This is a genomic window from uncultured Methanobrevibacter sp. (assembly GCF_947170395.1).
In the GTDB taxonomy this organism is placed as follows: domain Archaea; phylum Methanobacteriota; class Methanobacteria; order Methanobacteriales; family Methanobacteriaceae; genus Methanocatella.
This window is the reverse complement of the sequence record NZ_CAMVTE010000005.1, coordinates 26,096-43,727: the sequence shown is the minus strand read 5'-3', so window position 1 is coordinate 43,727 and position 17,632 is coordinate 26,096. Positions and strand designations below refer to the sequence as shown.

At 33.4% G+C, this 17,632-nt stretch carries 17 protein-coding genes; 11 read left to right on the top strand and 6 right to left on the bottom strand.

Going from position 1 to position 17,632, the window contains the following annotated elements; translation table 11 throughout:
• Positions 1–69 precede the first annotated feature (69 nt).
• The 5 genes from Q0W04_RS02245 to Q0W04_RS02225 all read left to right on the top strand — a co-directional run bounded on the left by Q0W04_RS02245 (position 70) and on the right by Q0W04_RS02225 (position 4,681).
• Positions 70–450: a helix-turn-helix domain-containing protein gene (locus tag Q0W04_RS02245; protein ID WP_298499823.1), complete on the top strand. Its 381-nt coding sequence runs from the start codon at positions 70–72 to the stop codon at positions 448–450.
• 1 nt (position 451) lies between these two features.
• A complete protein-coding gene (locus tag Q0W04_RS02240) occupies positions 452–1,090 on the top strand; it encodes a cobalt-precorrin-7 (C(5))-methyltransferase (RefSeq protein WP_298499820.1) in 639 nt (212 codons plus the stop codon).
• Positions 1,091–1,214: 124 nt separating this feature from the next.
• Entirely contained in the window at positions 1,215–4,109 is a 2,895-nt protein-coding gene (locus tag Q0W04_RS02235) for a hypothetical protein (protein ID WP_298499818.1), read from the top strand.
• Positions 4,106–4,291: a hypothetical protein gene (locus tag Q0W04_RS02230; RefSeq protein WP_298499815.1), complete on the top strand. Its 186-nt coding sequence runs from the start codon at positions 4,106–4,108 to the stop codon at positions 4,289–4,291. Before Q0W04_RS02235 ends, Q0W04_RS02230 begins: the two co-directional genes overlap by 4 nt.
• A 51-nt stretch (positions 4,292–4,342) precedes the next feature.
• Positions 4,343–4,681, top strand: coding sequence for a hypothetical protein (locus Q0W04_RS02225; RefSeq protein WP_298499812.1), 339 nt, complete (start codon positions 4,343–4,345; stop codon positions 4,679–4,681).
• Positions 4,682–4,710: 29 nt separating this feature from the next.
• On the opposite strand, the gene Q0W04_RS02220 is transcribed toward Q0W04_RS02225, so the two are convergent.
• From Q0W04_RS02220 to Q0W04_RS02205, 4 genes are all read right to left on the bottom strand, one after another.
• Positions 4,711–5,724, bottom strand: coding sequence for an ArsA family ATPase (locus tag Q0W04_RS02220; protein WP_298499809.1), 1,014 nt, complete (start codon positions 5,722–5,724; stop codon positions 4,711–4,713).
• 311 nt (positions 5,725–6,035) lie between these two features.
• The gene (locus tag Q0W04_RS02215; RefSeq protein ID WP_298499807.1) at positions 6,036–6,785 is read right to left on the bottom strand and encodes a hypothetical protein; all 750 of its coding nucleotides are present in this window, start codon (positions 6,783–6,785) and stop codon (positions 6,036–6,038) included.
• Positions 6,786–7,175: 390 nt separating this feature from the next.
• Positions 7,176–7,352, bottom strand: a complete 177-nt coding sequence (locus tag Q0W04_RS02210) for a hypothetical protein (RefSeq protein WP_165814053.1) — start codon at positions 7,350–7,352, stop codon at positions 7,176–7,178.
• Positions 7,353–8,161: 809 nt separating this feature from the next.
• Positions 8,162–8,926 carry a BRO family protein gene (locus tag Q0W04_RS02205; RefSeq protein WP_298499802.1) on the bottom strand — a complete coding sequence of 255 codons (765 nt, stop codon included), beginning with the start codon at positions 8,924–8,926 and terminating at the stop codon, positions 8,162–8,164.
• A gap of 1,125 nt (positions 8,927–10,051) precedes the next feature.
• Here Q0W04_RS02205 and Q0W04_RS02200 point away from each other — a divergent pair.
• Positions 10,052–10,192 carry a hypothetical protein gene (locus Q0W04_RS02200; protein WP_298499799.1) on the top strand — a complete coding sequence of 47 codons (141 nt, stop codon included), beginning with the start codon at positions 10,052–10,054 and terminating at the stop codon, positions 10,190–10,192.
• Positions 10,193–10,263: 71 nt separating this feature from the next.
• Here the strand turns inward: Q0W04_RS02200 and Q0W04_RS02195 are convergent, their stop codons facing one another.
• Positions 10,264–10,704: an N-acetyltransferase gene (locus Q0W04_RS02195; protein WP_298499796.1), complete on the bottom strand. Its 441-nt coding sequence runs from the start codon at positions 10,702–10,704 to the stop codon at positions 10,264–10,266.
• Between the two features lie 373 nt (positions 10,705–11,077).
• On the opposite strand from Q0W04_RS02195, the gene Q0W04_RS02190 reads away from it, so the two are divergent.
• Together Q0W04_RS02190 and Q0W04_RS02185 are read left to right on the top strand one after the other, a co-directional pair.
• Entirely contained in the window at positions 11,078–11,593 is a 516-nt protein-coding gene (locus Q0W04_RS02190; RefSeq protein WP_298499793.1) for a hypothetical protein, read from the top strand.
• Between the two features lie 267 nt (positions 11,594–11,860).
• Complete coding sequence (locus Q0W04_RS02185; protein ID WP_298499790.1) at positions 11,861–12,643, top strand: TMEM175 family protein; 783 nt, start codon at positions 11,861–11,863, stop codon at positions 12,641–12,643.
• Positions 12,644–12,668: 25 nt separating this feature from the next.
• On the opposite strand, the gene Q0W04_RS02180 is transcribed toward Q0W04_RS02185, so the two are convergent.
• Entirely contained in the window at positions 12,669–13,064 is a 396-nt protein-coding gene (locus Q0W04_RS02180) for a nuclear transport factor 2 family protein (RefSeq protein ID WP_298499787.1), read from the bottom strand.
• Positions 13,065–13,152: 88 nt separating this feature from the next.
• On the opposite strand from Q0W04_RS02180, the gene Q0W04_RS02175 reads away from it, so the two are divergent.
• The 3 genes from Q0W04_RS02175 to Q0W04_RS02165 all read left to right on the top strand — a co-directional run bounded on the left by Q0W04_RS02175 (position 13,153) and on the right by Q0W04_RS02165 (position 17,609).
• Positions 13,153–13,917, top strand: coding sequence for an NAD+ synthase (locus Q0W04_RS02175; RefSeq protein WP_298499784.1), 765 nt, complete (start codon positions 13,153–13,155; stop codon positions 13,915–13,917).
• Positions 13,918–13,927: 10 nt separating this feature from the next.
• A complete protein-coding gene (gene leuS, locus Q0W04_RS02170; RefSeq protein ID WP_298499780.1) occupies positions 13,928–16,783 on the top strand; it encodes a leucine--tRNA ligase in 2,856 nt (951 codons plus the stop codon).
• A 109-nt stretch (positions 16,784–16,892) separates the two neighbouring features.
• On the top strand, positions 16,893–17,609 hold the full coding sequence (locus Q0W04_RS02165) for a Cna B-type domain-containing protein (RefSeq protein ID WP_298499778.1): 717 nt from the start codon (positions 16,893–16,895) through the stop codon (positions 17,607–17,609).
• Positions 17,610–17,632 lie beyond the last annotated feature (23 nt).

Here is a 17,632-nt window from a genome sequence, read left to right as displayed (position 1 = left end):
CTAAAAAGCAACCTGGTTACTTGAAAGTAACTAACAAAAGATATATACCATTTTAACAAAGTTAATATTATGAATAGTGAAATTGTATGTCCGGTCGATAAGACTCTAAATCTGATAAACAAAAAATGGAGCATTCAAATCATAAGAGACATGTTTTTTGGCAAAAAACATTTCAAAGAGTTTAAAGAAGACAAACCAAAATTAAGCAATAAGGTATTGTCAAACTGTCTTAAGGAACTTGAAGAAAATGGTTTAATTGAAAAAGTCGTGCTGAACACCACACCAGTTACAACCGAGTATTATCTGACAGATTACGGCAGGTCAATGAACAGAATTGTCTTTGAACTTGCCATGTTTACCCTACATGATGAAAACGACAACAGCTATTCTGATGAAACCCGTGAAATGCTGAAAGAAACATTTATTGAAAAATTAGGAATCGATGGTTAAAATGAGCGGAAAAATTTATATTGTTGGAATAGGTCCTGGCGCAAGCGAATATTTAACAAAAAAGGCTATTGATACTGTTAATGCAAGCGACTACACAGTTGGAAGTACAAGAGCAATCGAACTATTTGAAGACGTTAAGGGAAAAATTCCATTTAATGTAAAAGACCTATTGGATAAACTCGAAGAGGGTGTCCAGCTGGCCTGTGACGGCCACACAGTTTCCATACTGTCAACCGGAGATCCCGGCTTTTCAGGAGTCCTGAATACCGTTTTGAGAATTTCAAAAGAAAAGGGTTTCGATGAAAAAAACATTGAAGTGATTCCCGGAATCAGTTCTCTTCAGCTTGCCGCCGGAAAATGCCACATCCAGTGGGACAATGCCAATGTGATGACATTCCATGGAAGGGAAAACATTGAAGAGATCCTGCCGGTTATCAACAATGGAAAGACAACCATTGCACTTCCTTCAAGAAAAGTAAAGGACATGGCCCAGTTTCTACTTGACAACGGCGTTGACCCGGAGAGGAAAGTTGTCGTGTGTGAACGTCTCAGCTACCCCGACGAACAAATTGTTGAAGCCACTTTAAAAGACATCGCTCAAAGTGAATTTACCTATATGTGTATTATGGTCATATATTAGAAAAATTTAGGCGTAAAATTCATTTTAAAAGTCATTTACCATTTATTTTAAAGATTAAAGCATTTATATTTTAGAAATCATACCTTGATTGTTGATGAAAAAAATTAACATCAAGGTAGATAATATGAATAAAAAAATAAACACCATATGTTTTATTTTCTTATTTGTTTTTTTAGTTTCAGCCGTATCGGCAGCCAATTTAGAAAATGAAACAGTTCAAGCAATCCAAAAGACTGATTCAAATCAGGAATTGTGTAAAATAAGTGTAGAAAATGACAATGAAATATTGAGTGCAGCAAATGATGACGTGAAGCTAAGTGCCGAGTCCAAGTCTTCAACCACAACTAAAAAAAAGACCACATTAACTGCACCTGATGTGAAAATGTATTATAAGGACGGAAGCAAGTTTACGGTAACCCTGAAATATGGAAAAAAGGTTATCGGCAATGCCAAAGTTCAGATAAAAATCAATGGCGAAACGTTCACAAAAACAACCGATAAAAACGGGAAGGCATCGATAAATCTCAATTATAAAAGCGGAACTTATACGGTTCTGAGCACATGCAACGGCAATAGCGAATTTGAAAAAAGCAGCGCAAAAAGTACCGTTACAATTAAAAGCACAATAAAATGCGGTGATTTAACCAAATATTATAAAAACACTGCCTCATATTCTGCGACATTTTATAATCAGAAGGGAAACCTGCTTAAAAACACACAGGTGAAAATGAAACTGAACGGCAAGACTTATTCCATTAAAACAGATTCAAAAGGAGTGGCGAAGTTAGCTGTTGACCTGAAGCCCGGAAAATACAGCATTTCCAATATCAATTCAAAAACATCTGAAACAGTTACAAAAACCGTTACAATAAAATCGCTGATAGAAACAAAAGATCTAAGCGTCAATGAGGGTGTAACCGGCAAATTCAACGTTAAAATACTCAACAGCAACGGCAAGGCTTCATCCAATAAAAAAGTCACAATAAAACTGAACGGTAAGACCTATTCAAAAACAACCAACAAGAACGGCATTGCAACATTGGATGTGAAACTGACCCCCGGAAAATATACAATAACAACAGAATTCAGCGGACTGAAATCAACAAATAAAATAACCGTCAATAAAGTCATAAAATCCTCAAATTTTATACATTCAACCTTGATTCCCAATTACGTTAATGTAACCATCCCATATGTCTTTAAAAACTCAGCATATTCTCTAAAGACAGGATATAATGGAATCATAAAAATGCCTAAAAACGAAATATTTACCGTCCAGATTAAAGACAAAAGCTATCAATTCTCCAATACAAGAATTGGCGGCGTAAACTCCACACTTCTTGGATATGCAAACTATTTGATTCCCCTTGATGGAAGTGGGATTAAAAGTGACGTGAATAAAAACAACTTAAAAGACAGCGGAATCATCATATCAAGAATCAACGGATATACCCAAATCGATTATCAATCCAAAACAGGTGACAATGTTGAGTTATTCGGATTTTATGCAGATAAGGGAGTTCAAAATAGCGAAACATTAACATATATGCAGAATGACATTGTAAAAGCAAAAGTCAATTTCCAGACCGTAAGTTTTGATGAGTTGGGACTGCAATACAGCCTGTCGAAATACTATTCAAAAACGATTTATGATTTCAACTATAAAAGCTACGATGAGATAACAAACCACAACACTGCATCGATAAAATTCACCAACACAAACACGCCCGTGACATTTTCATACTTTGGAAGAAATATTGTGGGTTATTCATCAAAAGAAGATATAATCACCAAATTTGCAGTCAACGGCAGAGAAGAAATCAAAAAAGAGGAAACCGTGAGTTATGGACTTTCAGAAAAATACCGCAGAACAATGGGATTTGAAGTCCTGCAGTCATACAGCATCATTAATGAAAAAATTACTAAAAGCATTCTGGAAAATTGGGTAAATGCCAACGGCAAATATCTGGACAGATTCGGCGTTATGAATGCTTATGGAATGCATTTGGCCTCCCTTGAAACAGCCTGGCTTTCAGATGAACTGGCAAATGACTATGCAAAACAGTATAGTGTAAACTGGAAACGGGACCATACATTAACGATTTTGGGTGGAATAAATCTTGATGACACATATTTGAATATCCTAAATACCGACATGGGCATGAGCGTTAGCGGGAATACAAAAGATGTTTTGCTATTTAGACTGATAAATTCGCTCAATTTGGCGAATTTGGAGGAATATTCCCTTTCACAGATTGCATTGAGATATGCAGACAACTCCACCAATTCACTGGAAAACGTATTTGCATCGATTGCAAACAACCGTTTCAGCATATCCCAGCTGGGAGAGATGATTTATATATTATGCGAAGACAAAAGCGAATCGGCAATTGCATTTAACTCAAGCAGCGGACTTGCAAATGTTATAATGCACCATGACGGCAGCATTTACAAGGGATCTTCAGTATCCACAACCAAAGACTGCTGCAGTGTCCCAACAATATCTAAAGACATTATAGCCGGCATCAGAAACACGTTTGGTTTGATTTCAAAAGGAATTTCCTACATCATGAACAATGCACAGCCCTTAAGCTATATCCTCTATCTGATTGGAAAGGAACTTTTGGGAAAAACCTTAAGCGGCGCTTCGCTTGCAAGTCTGCAATTGTTTTCAACAATGGCAATAATTCAAAGTGCAGGAACAACCTATAGAAACAATGTTGTTAATGAAAAGGAATGGCATGGCCTAATGGACACATACACATTTACACGACCGGGCTATCTTCAAAACAAGAAGATATACAATATTCCAAACAAAAATGGAGGTTATGATTATGTTGAAGTAAAAATCAACAGCGATTTGACATTAGACAGAACAAGTGCAATATATATTAGTAATGGAAATACCAAACAATTAACCAAAGAGGAAACATACCAATATTTCAGTGAAGACTATTGGAGTCCTTTCAGCATACCAACAAAATATTGGGACGACAGTTGGAAAGGTGTGATAAAATGAAAATTATTGAAAAATTCAAAAAACTGCCGAAAATAATACAGATATTGGATATAATTTTCATAATTTGCCTAGTCTATGAATGCATTCTCATGATAATGGGCATTCCGCTTGACTTAAACATTACAACTTTAATGTTGTTTATAATATTTGTAGACGGTATTTTCATGTTAAAAAGCGATTAAGTTAAAATAACATTTATTTTAACTTATTTAATTTTTTAAATTGGTGATAAAATGAACAAGATTGAAGCGATATTCATTGTTATTGCAATTATCGTGCTGATTGCATGTATGCAAACAATACCTCAATATTACTTTATATTTCTTTTCCTGCTGGCACTTGCCATACTCTTTTTGGTGATGATTATTTTTTCCGGCTATAAAAAAAGATTTGAAAGTTCCAAATTATCAATTCTATTCTATCTGATTGGAATAATTCTTTTTGTCATCTATTTCATGAACTCCGTTTATATGGATCTCACAAACAAGGGTTCAACAGCAGACGGAATAGTGATATTGTTCCTGTTTGTATTGGTAATGTTTTTCGGATGGCTTTTTGAAAAAAATAAGTAAAAAAAAGTTAAAATTTGAATATTTTAACTTTAAAGCTGAATAGCTTCCTGTACAACTTCATCATTGTCCTCATCATCATATAGGATGTGGGCCAATTTCAGCAGCTTTTCCTGACCTTTGACTTCGTCCTTAAACAAAGGCACTTCGGCAATGTGCTGTTCAGGGAATTTTTGGTCAATCAAAGCCAGACGTTTTTGCTGCAGTTTGTGTCTTGAGTGGCAGAAATCGCAATCACAGATATCCGGCATTACCTGATTTACTATGACGCTATCTACAGTAATGTCATATTTGCCCAGCGCTTCAAGTGCTCTTTCAGACTCATAAATTGACATTTCCTCAGGAATTACAACCATTTTGAATGTTGTCCTATCAGGATCTGATAAAACTTCTTTTGCCTTGTCAATCTGTTCCTTGGTTCTTTTTAAATCTTCAGAAGTTTGAGGGTCATCTACCGCATCCATAAACGGCATGATTTTTTTAAGTGCATTGGTAGCGGTACCTAATTTTGCCTTAAGCATCATCATTTTACCAACCCATGAATCCATAACTTCAGGGAAAGATAATAATCTTAATGTATGTCCTGTCGGAGCAGTATCAAAGACTACAACATCAAATTCATCGGAATTCATAACGCCCATAAACATTTCAAAAGCTGCCGCTTCATCAGCTCCAGGGGAAGATGATGCCATGTCCAATTGGTCGGATAAAAAATCCATACCCAATAATCCACCTTCATCAGATGGATTTGCTGCTTTTTGAGCCTCTAATTGTGCCTGTTTTTGAGCCATCGCTTCATCAGGATCTATTTCAACTGCAAATAAATTTGTTTTGATTTCACGAGGATAGCTGCCGATTGGAACTTCCAAGGAATCTGCTAAAGAATGTGCGGGGTCAGTTGATACAATTAAAGTTTTTTTGCCTTGTTCAGCCAACCACAAAGCAGTGGCAGAAGACACGGAAGTTTTACCAACTCCACCTTTTCCACCTACGAAAATAAATGTTGTCTTATCTTTATTAAATTTAAAATAATCTTTAAATGCCAAGAGATTACCTCCTATAATAATCTTACTTTTAGTGTAGGTTTAAATTCCATATACTTACCATTCATATATTTTTGCCAAGCGAAATCATGAATAGTAAGATTTTATTAAACTTACATTTTGTTACTAAATGTTATTTTAATTTCTTATAGTATATAAAGTTAGTTATTTTAGCACTATTGCAATCATCAATTTCAATATTAACACTTTATTTTAAATAATTACCATAATTTATTGTTGAAATTACGAATACTATTTCTTAAATCCTTAAACCATGAAAATTAAGTTTGTTAAGAATAATTCATAGATAAATGTTAAATTATCATATTAAAAAGTAGTAATATCATCATTAAACATAATGAAATTAAAATAAATTTTTTCATACCTTCAATTCTTTTTAATTCAAATGGTAAAATCTTATTTGCAACATCTGGGGAAAGAACAAAGCATTCTAAAACTAATGCCAATACAACCGAAATTAAGTCAATATTCAAAAATGAACCTTTAACAAACATGTCTTTTAAAAAATTAGTTAAAGAGACACCCAAAGGCCCAGAACCTACAGTAATACCTAAAACCCAATGAAAAAGTGGATGATAACCATTACCATCATAAAATGAGTTGTTGTTTTCATTAGAGTATACATTTCTTCTTAAAAGCAGGAAAATTCCCGGAAAACATACTGCTAAAGAAAATGCAATTGCATTATATAATCCATATTTTAAAGCCGCACAAAAAAAGCCCCAAGATACCAAAAATGATGATACAAATAAAAATAGGATTAATCCTTGATTAGTGCCTTGCAATTTATCAGGAGAAAATAATTCAAATTTTTCATCAAAAAAGTCACGTTTATATATTAAAATAGTAAACATGATACTAACAATAGTAAACCCTGACATGCAGAGCATAAAATCAGATTTGAACAATAAATTTAATATTATTGAAATAACTACACTCAAACAGATGCATTCTATAAAAATGCCCAATGAATAAAATTTAAGTTCATCCTCATTCAAATACATCCATTTAGTCTTCATAATTTCATTTAAACTTTTGTCCATATTTTTATCCACCAAATTAACTAACAATTACAATATAATCAGATGCAGTTAGTTTATCTTAGTATGTGATGTTTTTAGTTGAAAAACTCGGGTTCTTAAAAAAAAATTCAAATTAATGTCCTATTGTAGAGAAAAATCTCTACAATATCCCGTATTAGACATTAATAATACATTTTTTGCGTCTTAATAGAGGTTTACTTAAAAGTAAATCTCTTGTATAATACTATTATTAAATAAAATATATAAACTTAACTAATTTTAAAAAATAGACAATTAAATAGTGGCTATCTCAAGGAAAAGGCCTCACGAAAACATTAGTTTTCAAAGCCCCTCATTGACTTGTTTATATTTAATTGCCATTTAGAAGGTGAAAATTTGAGTCGTTATCTCCTATATTTTATCAGAATCATTAGTGCCATAATATTCGGCCAATATGATCCAATGAGGAATATAATCAACCCCACTTTTTTCACCTCCATTCAGACGCATGAAAAGAACACCAGAATAGCCATACGGTGAAACTACTCTGATTAATAAATAAACAGTGAATATAATAAATATTCTCATGTTTATTCACCTCCTTTCAAAAATGTGTTATAGTTTGAGGCCTTTCAAGAGAACATATATGTGTTATAAATTATTTAAGGCTTGTTGAAGCCAATTGGTAAAATTGTAGTGAGAAAAACATCACATATAAAATTTACGATGCAAAAAGAATTGATAAAAATATAAAATTAAATTAAAATAGGATTAGGAAATGGAGAATATAATAATCTTTATTACAGATAATTAAAATATATTATCCTGTAAGTTGTCCACGGAAAAATGGTAAGTAATCGAAATTCCAATTACTAACTTTTAGTTACTAATTGTAACTTTAATTTCTTATAGTATATAAATTTACTTATTCAAGCATTATTGCAATCTTCAAATTCAGAGAAGAATATCCCATTTAAGACGAATCATTAAATGCTTCATTGATTTTATTAATTATGACTTTTAAAGTGTTGAAATTTAATTATATTTATTAATTGCATTTTAACGAGTTTTGATAATTTTTATTTTGGGCCAAGATTCATTTTAAAAAAGTGGTTAGTATATGATTTTCGAATTTGACGCTTTACAGGATTATGAATTTTCAAGCACTTATTTTGAGTAAGCTTATGAAATTCCAATATGCAATTTCAGGTAAATGATTTTTCGAATGGTTATTTCAAGCAACAACACATTTTTAATTTTACACACAGACATCTAGCATGATTTACTGCATCTGAAGATTTTTACCTGAAAATGCAAACTTGCCGCTACTTTAAATTTTCATCCAATAACCTTGGATTTTTAGAATTTTTACTGCTCACCACTTTTCGTCCAGTTCGCTATTCCAATTCTCTTAAAGCATTGCCTGCTATGCTTCCACCGTCTCTTGCAACTATTTTACTTTCTTCAAAACCCTGCGGATTTTCAGTTTTGCTAATTTCAGTAGTGGCCAATTCACCCAACATGTTAATAACCAATTCCGCATTGGTCATATTGTCACGAAGATTCTCCTTTTTCAGTCCTTTAATCTTTTTATGTTCACCTGTTGTTATACCAAAAGATGCCCGACTAATCTCATTAGTGAGTATTGCATATTCCCTTCCTTTTTCAACACCTGACCTATTCCATTCAGAAGTCAAATCCTTTCTTATTTCAATACCCCTTAATCTTTGAGTGATCCATTCTTCGCTATATCCTTTTTCACGGTAAGTGGCAACGGCCCTTTCAATAGCCATTTCAGGGTCTGCTATCTCATCAAGCCTTTCACTGCCCACTTTGGCCAACCATTGTTTAAATGGCTCTGCATTTGGGGAAGGTATTGATTGAATGATACGGAACAATTGTTTTGCTGTAGCAACATCTGTTTTATACATTTTACCATCTTTATGTGATGGTAATTTTAGTTGGTTACAAATTGTAACCAACTCAACACCTTCATCTTTAAGTCTTTTTTTCAATACTTTCCAATAATTATTTGGATTTTTGCTCTCACTGAGAATTCCAACAACGTCCACTACTGAAAAATAGTAATCTTCTATCTTATCATCCCATTTCAGTCTTACTTTTTGATTTTGAAATAATTTAATCTTTGTTTCATCAGTCATTTTCTTTCTCCTTTAATCTATTGTCCCCTTTTTATAATATTATGTGAAAAAACTAATCAGTAAGACGAGAGTAATTTAATTGACAATGATATTTTTAGTGAAAATCCTATTTAAATTAAATGAGAGACCATTTGAAAAGTATTCATATTGACATAATGTGGCCTTTTCATGAAAATTGCACTTAGAATCAATTAAAAATAGCACTATGATAACCTTTCATAGTTATAAAAGGTTACTATATGATTTTAAGTGGCCTTAGTTTTTTTAGGTTAGTATATGAAAAAGATTTATAATTGATGAAAAAAATAGTTTATTTTACAAATTGTCCGGCGGAAAATTGGTTATTATATGAAAATCAAACTGGCTACTTTTAGTTACTAAATGTTATTTTAATTTTCATAGTATATAAATATACTTATAGAACCATATTATAATCACAAATATTTCAAAATACTGCTATTTTTTAGATAATTCATGTAATTAATCAGAATAATTATAAAATAGTTTTTCTAAATTCCTGAAATTGAATTTTGATTCATGATTATTTTTTCACTGTTGAAATCATCCAAAAAAGAGTAATTAAACGAATTTCCATTAAGAATATGTGATGTTTTTAGTTGAAATGCAGGAGTTCTTAAAAAAAAGTTTCAAATTAATGTCCTATTGTAGAGAAAATCTCTACAATATCCCGTATTAGACATTAATAATACATTTTTTGCATCTGAATAGAGGTTTACATAAAAGTAAATCTCTTGAATAATACTATCATTAAATAAAATATATAAACTTAACTAATTTTAAAAAATAGACAATTAAATAGTGGCTATCTCCGGGAAAATGCCTCACGAAAACATTAGTTTTCAAAACACTTCATGACTTGTTTATATTTAATTGCCATTGATGAGGTGAAAATTTGAGTCCCTATCTTCTACCTTTTATTTGAATTAATATCGTCATAATATTAAGAGAGTATGATCCAATGAGGAAGATAATCAACTCCACTTTTTCCACCTCCATTCATTGAATTTAAATATTTTTATAGAATTATTAGTTAAATTCGTTGAAACAACAATTATTTAAATAATAAGAAACATAGAAAATGTATAAATTTAAGAGGTGATAAGCATGGCAAAACCAATTGGAGATACTCCTACATTATACGGTAAAGAAGCATCTGATTTTTTAAATAGAATGGTCGAACCTCTTACAAAAAAAGATAAAGAATTTAAAAAGAGGTATGATGCGGCTAGAAAAGTATCATTCTAGAACTCTTAAATCCAAATATAAATAGAATGTTTGCTCCGGATTTCGTTCTATTATAATATCTAATTTTTCCTTTATTTTATCATCATCTTCATATTAATGAAGTTATGATTAATATAGAATCCATATGCGCTTGCATAACCTTCTACAGTGACGAATCTTAATCCAACATTATTCTCAGCAATATTTTTAACATTGAATAAGATGCTCATCAAAATCTCAGAACCTAATCCCTTATGAGCATATTTCTCATCGACAGCCAATCTTCCAATTTTGATTGCCGGCAATTTTCTCTTTTTGGAAGTAATATCCAATTGATCTTTAATATCCTGTTTAGTGTCTTCATCACGAATATCTTTTAATGGTATAGTGTCGGTTAGTAGAGAAACATAACCTACTATAATGTCATCACACATCACTAGCTTTGTTAAGTTCAATTTACTTTTTTGTTGAGTTAACGCATCATTTTTAAGAAAATCATTTAAATCGTCAGATTCACACTTAAATTTAGACAAATCATGTTCATCCGTAAGTGTTTCAAACCGATAATTTTCCTTAATATATTCAATATCCATATATTTATATACTTTTTCATGATTTATTAATATTTCCATGATTTAAATTAGAAACGGAGAACAATATTACATTTTCAGAGCAATAATAGTCCCCACATAAAATATTTTGTGTTAAAAACATGCCCCATGTTTTCCAAAAATATATTTTTCAAATATTTTCTCTTATAATTTGATAAAAATACCAATTTAATGTTTATTTTTTATTTTAAGATGCAAGTGAGCACTTACATTCGAAAAAATTTATATATGGTCTTCAATAGAGTTAATGGTAAGTGAAAATCCGATTTCGCTAAAAAAATTATGGAGGCCAATTATGAAAAGAATTATCTTATCACTACTATGTCTATTAATAATATCATTAGGTGTTGCATGCGCAGCCGCAAGCGACAACACCACAGTAACCCATGACTCTATACAAACAATCGATCAACAACACATACCTGTTGACAAAAATATGACAGTTGAAAATAATATCAACAATAAAATTGCAAACACAACTGACAATGATGTCGTGCAAGCAGTTAACAACGATACCATCCATGTGATTGACAATGCTGTAACTGTTGACAATACTGTAAAAGTTGCCGACAATACTGCAAATGCACAACCAACAAAAAACCCTAAGCTTGATATCAAAGGCCCAAAAACCCCTGCAAAACTTGATATCAAAGGCCCAAAAATCACAAAGGATGGCCTGAAAATAAAGAACAGCAATAAAGCTACTAAAGAAAATAACAGATGTTTTGGAATTGCGTTATTGTTTTCAGGCACTGCTATAACAGCCGGTATTGGAATTTATATGATTATAAACCCGTATGCATTTCAATAACTGAATATTCATTTTGAATATTCATTTTCTTTTTTTTACTAGTTAATAACTGTTTTTTGATATTTCATGTTAAATTAACTAAAACAAACAATGAACAGGGAAAAGTGAGATCAAATTCTCACTATTTCATTATTTTTTAAGAAAAAAACAAAATTAACTAATTTTAAAAGAGGATTTGACGCAAAATTTAATTGATTTTTGTGTTTCTGATTTTTTATTGAAAAAACATGAAAAGATAAATAATATAAAATAGTTACCTATAAACATATGTCAATAAATAAAATATTTTCCAATAATTTTAAAGAAAGATTTATGGCCATTACTGATGGTGTTTTTGCAATTGCAATGACAATTCTTGTTTTGGAGATTGCCGTGCCAACACTTTCCGATATAACTTCAGGAGCCGTTTTAATGGATTATATTTTGGAATATCTGTTGCCTTCCATCTTAATTTACTTCATAAGTTTTTACTTGGTATACAATTTTTGGGAAACCAACGTCCTCCTTTTCAATTTCAAAAAAATCAAGCATTCAATATTGATTCTGAACATGTTTACAATAGCAACCGCATGTCTGATACCTTTTGCAACCGGTTTTCTGTTTAAATTTTATTATTATACCGAAGTAAACATCCTATTTTCATTGCTGATATTGATAATCAGTCTGTTGTACCTTATAATGTTCATATTATTGGTGAGAAACAATTTCAAGGAATATTTCAATAGAAAGAATGAAATCAAAGCAGAAATCAAAAAGACATATGACAGTTATGAGGATGGAATCGAATTGGACAACCTGAAACTATACATAAAAGGAACTATATTGACATTATTTTACATATTGCTGTCCCCGGTCATCATTTCAGGCATATCCCTTATATTGGCATTCTTCTCACCGTTATTGAGCGTATTGTCTTTTATGCTGATTTTGATTTTGAGATTTTTCATCATAATAAGACGTGAAAACAAAGACAACCTCGCCGATATCGAACTCAGCGATGATGAAAAAGAGTTTATTGAAAACGTCAAAAAAGGCTTATATGGGGAATAGTCATTAATCTAGTTTTCAAACAAATTCAGTTATCCCATTTTCCGAAATACCATTCACCATCTATTTTTACAAAGCTTGCAACAGTATTCAGTGTCCATTTTCCATTTATTCCATATACTTTGGCTGTCAATGTCACATCAGCTATTAAGGATGCATTTTCCTCATCGTCCCAAAGAATGGTGGGCTCTGAAATTTCAGATTTGTAATAATTCAGAGTTCCATCCATGACTTCGCCTATGAATTCATCCTTTGATTGTGTTTTGCCGGACATGTGAACCAGTTCATAATCATCCAAAATGAGTTTATTTAGTTTATCCTCATCCTTGTCAATGAGTGCATGCTGGAACTCGACAAATCTGTCGATGATTTGGTTGTCAACACCGGAAAATGATTTTTCACAGATAAGTTCTACATTTGACATGAAATAATATATAAATTAATAAATACATATTATTTACTGTATGAATGATTAGGTTGGTGAAAACATTAGTGAAATTCCGGATATTGACTTGGAAAAGACAAAATCAGAAATTGTTGAATTTATTAAATCTAAAGTCAGCGAATCCAAAACCGATGGAATCGTTGTTGGCCTGAGCGGAGGAATTGATTCGACCCTTTCAGCCTATCTGGCTTGCGAAGCTGTTGGAAAAGACAATGTATTCGGAATTGTAATGCCATCTGCTACTACACCGGCTGAAGACACAGTTCATGGCATCGAAATAGCAAAGACCTTAGGCATTGAATATAAGGAAATAGCTATTGACGGCATTTTAAATGAATTTCTCTCTGTTACACAACTTGAGAAAAACAATCTGGCAATAGGAAATCTTAAGGCCAGAATCAGAATGTCAATCATTTATTATTATGCAAACCAGAAAAATTACCTGGTTAGCGGAACAGGCAACAAAAGTGAAATCCTAATCGGCTACTTTACAAAACACGGAGATGGTGCGTGCGATATGGAACCGATTGGAGATTTGTACAAAACTGAAGTTTATGAATTGAGTGAATATCTGGACATTTCCAAAGCGATTCTTAAAAAACCGCCACGGGCAGGTTTATGGGAAGACCAGACCGATGAAGCGGAAATCGGAATGTCTTATGAATTACTTGATCAGATTCTTTATCTTTACAAAGAAAAAGATATGAAAAATACTGAAATAGCTGAAAAGTTAGCCGTTTCAGTTGATGACGTTGATATGATTATTAATAAAATTGTCAGGAGCGAACACAAAAGCAAAGTTCCTGAAATTCCTCAAAAAACAATCTTATAATGGTGATTTGGTGAGTGAAAATATAGAGAAAAAATGGCAAAAGAAATGGGCTGATGCAAAACTTTTTGAATCAAACCCTGACGAAAGGGAAAAATTATTCCTTACAGTGGCTTTCCCATACCCTAGCGGAGCTATGCATATCGGTCACGGACGTACATATACCGTTCCGGATGTTTATGCAAGATTTAAAAGAATGGAAGGCTATAACGTATTGTTCCCGATGGCATGGCACGTAACCGGTGCACCGGTCATTGGAATAGCTGACAGGATTAAAAGGAAAGATCCATGGACACTTGATTTATATGAAAGGGTTCACGGAGTTCCAAAAGAAACCTTACCTAAATTGGAAGACCCTGAATTTATCGTTAAATACTTTTCAACCGAATATCATGAAGTGATGGAAGAGATGGGTTATTCAATTGACTGGAGACGTGAATTCAGAACAATCGACCCTACCTATAAAAAGTTCATAGAATGGCAGATTACAACCCTGCACGACAAAGGACTGGTTGCCAAAGGCGAACACCCTGTAAAATACTGTCCAAACTGTGACAACCCTGTTGGAGACCACGACCTGCTTGAAGGTGAAGGAGTGGGAGTGAACGAACTGACCCTCCTAAAATTCAAGATTGAGGACATGGTATTGGTTACAGCAACATTAAGGCCTGAAACAATCGTCGGTGCAACAAATATCTGGTTAAATCCTGATGTAGAATACGTTTTGGTTGATGCCGAAGGTGAAAACTGGGTCATTACAAAAGAAGCTCACTACAATTTACAACACCAAATAAAGGATTTGAAAATCATTTCTGAAATTGATCCTAATGACCTTATTGGAAAAATGGCTACAAATCCATTTACAGGAGACGAATTGCCAATTTTCCCTGCAAGTTTTGTTAGCGCATCATACGGTAGCGGAGTGGTATTTTCCGAACCTGCAGATGCACCTGCAGACTACATTGCGCTTCAGGATTTGAAAAACAATGATGAATTAATAGCCAAATACAATCTGGAAGGCATTATTGAAAACGTGGTTCCGATTCCTGTATGTACCCTTAAGGGATACTGCGAAATCCCTGCAGCAGACATTATCGAAAGACTTGGAATTACAGACCAAAACGATGAAAAGCTGCATGAAGCCACAAACGAACTGTACAAACAGCAGCACAGTAAAGGTAAAATAATCGAATCCATTCCTGATTTTGGTGGAATGAAAGTTCGTTTTGCCCGTGAAGAACTGAAAGAAAAACTCATCAGCGACAATATGGCAACAATAATGTACGACTTTGCCGAAAGGCCTGTTGTGTGTAGATGTGGAAACAACTGTGTGGTTAAAATCATGGACAACCAATGGTTCATGAAATATGGAAACGAGGAATGGACTGAAAAGACCTTGAAAGTCCTTGAAGGCGAAACAATCATACCAAAAGAACTTAAAAGCAACTTTGAATATTACATTAACTGGCTGGATGATTGGGCATGCTCCAGAAAAGTTGGACTTGGAACCAGACTTCCTTGGGACAACCAATGGTTAATCGAACCGTTAACAGACTCCACAATTTACATGTCCTATTATACAATCGCAAAATACCTAAGGGACATGAATCCTGATGATTTGACCCCTGCATTCTTTGATAAAGTTTTACTCAACAAAGATTCAGGAGACCTTACTGTTCCTGCAGAAAAAGTTTCAGAAATCCAGAATGAATTCAACTACTGGTATCCTCTTGACTGGAGATTGTCAGCAAAAGATCTGGTCGGTAACCACTTAAGCTTTTTAATGTTTACCCACAGTGCCATTTATCCTGAAGAAAAATGGCCTAGAGGAACTGTAGTGTTTGGAATGGGTCTTTTGGAAGGAAACAAAATGTCCTCATCAAAAGGTAACGTTATTCTATTAAAAGACGCAATCAGAGACTACACAGCAGATGTCGTAAGGCTTTTCCTAATGGCGTCAGCAGAACCATGGCAAGACTTTGACTGGAGAGAAAAGGAAGTTCTCGGAACCAAAAGAAGACTTGAATGGTTCAGAGAGTTTGCAGCTAAAATTGAAGAAATGAAAGGCTCCAAACTAGACCTGAGCAATATCGAAAAGGTTGAATTGAGCCGTACCATCGATTTATGGATGATCAGCCAGCTCAACCAGCACATTAAAAAATCCACTGAAGCGCTGGAAGTTTTCCAAACAAGACAAGCGCTGCAGGAATCATTGTTCCTGCTTAAAAAAGACGTGGACCACTACCTCTACAGGGTAAAACATTTGACTGACACACAAGACCCTGCAATAATCTATGTCCTGTCAACAGTCCTTGAAGCCTGGATTAAACTCCTTGCACCATTTACACCACATACCTCCGAAGAGCTATGGACCGCATATGGCGGTGAAGGATTTGTAAGTGAAGCTTCATGGCCTGAATATGACCCTGAATCAGTAAGTGTGGAAATCGAAAAGTCAGAAGAGTTTGTGCAAAACATCATAAAAGACATTACCCATATCAAGAAGATGGTGAAAGGAGATGTCTCCAAAGTGCATGTTTATCTTGCTCCTGACTGGAAATGGGATTTATATAAAATAGCTGATGAAGTTGGAAAACCTGACATTGGCCAGATTATGGGAAGAGCTGTTGGAGCCGACATTTATGACGATAAAAAGGAAATCGCTGCAGTAGCTAAAAAGATTGGTCGTGAAATGACTAAAACCAAATACATCGGTAAAATCAATGAAGAAGCAATTCTAAACGATGCCATTGACTACATTACCGAGGAAGTTGGTGAAGAGGTCATTATCCATACCGATGATTCCTACGATCCACAAAACAAGGCAAGAAACGCAATGCCTTACAAACCGGCAATATTTATGGAATAATTAATTTTATTCCTCATTTTCTATTTTTTTACTTTAACATCACTTTTTTAAAAACAATTAAATATCATCCTGCTTATAATTTAACCAACGTAAAGCAGGTGTTGAAATCATGAATAAGAAATTGTTTACAATATTTTTAGTTGCGATTTTTTTACTGGCATATATCGGTTTTGCTTCAGCAGAAGACACTTCCGGCGAAGAAAACAGTACTGTCCAAAAAATTTCAGTCAAAATCAAATGGAACGACGATGGCCAAACAAGCCAAAGACCTGATTCGATTACTGTGAATCTTATTAAAGACGGTAAAATCGTTGATAAAGAAACATTAAGTCCATCCAACTCCTGGTCAGCTACCTTTGAAGTTGAAGATGAAGGAAGCTATTCTGTAAACGAAAGTGAACTTTCCAACTATTCAGTTTCAATAAAGGGAAGTGCTTCAGAAGGATTTGTAATCACAAACACTTTTAATTCCGATGTATTGGGAGCTTCTCAAGACAACACCAGTGAAAACACAACATTGGGTGTAGCTGAAAATGAAACTCTAACAGGAGCTGAAAATGAGACTGCAAGCGGAACCGATGATGGAAATAATGCTAGTGAAGATACTCCTAAAAATACCACAGCTACAGGAGAAGAGGACAAAAATACAACAACCGTGACTAAAAAGCAGGATTCTTCAAAAAATGTAAAGCAAGAACCGAAAAAAGAGGATAAAAAACCAAACGTTACAAAGAATGACTTAAGAAACACTGGTATTCCAATCATTGTTTTAGTTTTAATTGTAATTGTTATAGCAGTTGTTCTATTTACACGAAAAAACAATTAGGTAGATGACCTATCATCTACACC

Coding starts and splice junctions, on each gene's coding strand:
- Q0W04_RS02245 (WP_298499823.1), top strand. CDS start 70: ATGAATAGTGAAATTGTATGTCCGGTCGATAAGACTCTAAATCTGATA.
- Q0W04_RS02240 (WP_298499820.1), top strand. CDS start 452: ATGAGCGGAAAAATTTATATTGTTGGAATAGGTCCTGGCGCAAGCGAA.
- Q0W04_RS02235 (WP_298499818.1), top strand. CDS start 1,215: ATGAATAAAAAAATAAACACCATATGTTTTATTTTCTTATTTGTTTTT.
- Q0W04_RS02230 (WP_298499815.1), top strand. CDS start 4,106: ATGAAAATTATTGAAAAATTCAAAAAACTGCCGAAAATAATACAGATA.
- Q0W04_RS02225 (WP_298499812.1), top strand. CDS start 4,343: ATGAACAAGATTGAAGCGATATTCATTGTTATTGCAATTATCGTGCTG.
- Q0W04_RS02215 (WP_298499807.1), bottom strand. CDS start 6,785: ATGGACAAAAGTTTAAATGAAATTATGAAGACTAAATGGATGTATTTG.
- Q0W04_RS02210 (WP_165814053.1), bottom strand. CDS start 7,352: ATGAGAATATTTATTATATTCACTGTTTATTTATTAATCAGAGTAGTT.
- Q0W04_RS02205 (WP_298499802.1), bottom strand. CDS start 8,926: ATGACTGATGAAACAAAGATTAAATTATTTCAAAATCAAAAAGTAAGA.
- Q0W04_RS02200 (WP_298499799.1), top strand. CDS start 10,052: ATGGCAAAACCAATTGGAGATACTCCTACATTATACGGTAAAGAAGCA.
- Q0W04_RS02190 (WP_298499793.1), top strand. CDS start 11,078: ATGAAAAGAATTATCTTATCACTACTATGTCTATTAATAATATCATTA.
- Q0W04_RS02185 (WP_298499790.1), top strand. CDS start 11,861: ATGTCAATAAATAAAATATTTTCCAATAATTTTAAAGAAAGATTTATG.
- Q0W04_RS02180 (WP_298499787.1), bottom strand. CDS start 13,064: ATGTCAAATGTAGAACTTATCTGTGAAAAATCATTTTCCGGTGTTGAC.
- Q0W04_RS02165 (WP_298499778.1), top strand. CDS start 16,893: ATGAATAAGAAATTGTTTACAATATTTTTAGTTGCGATTTTTTTACTG.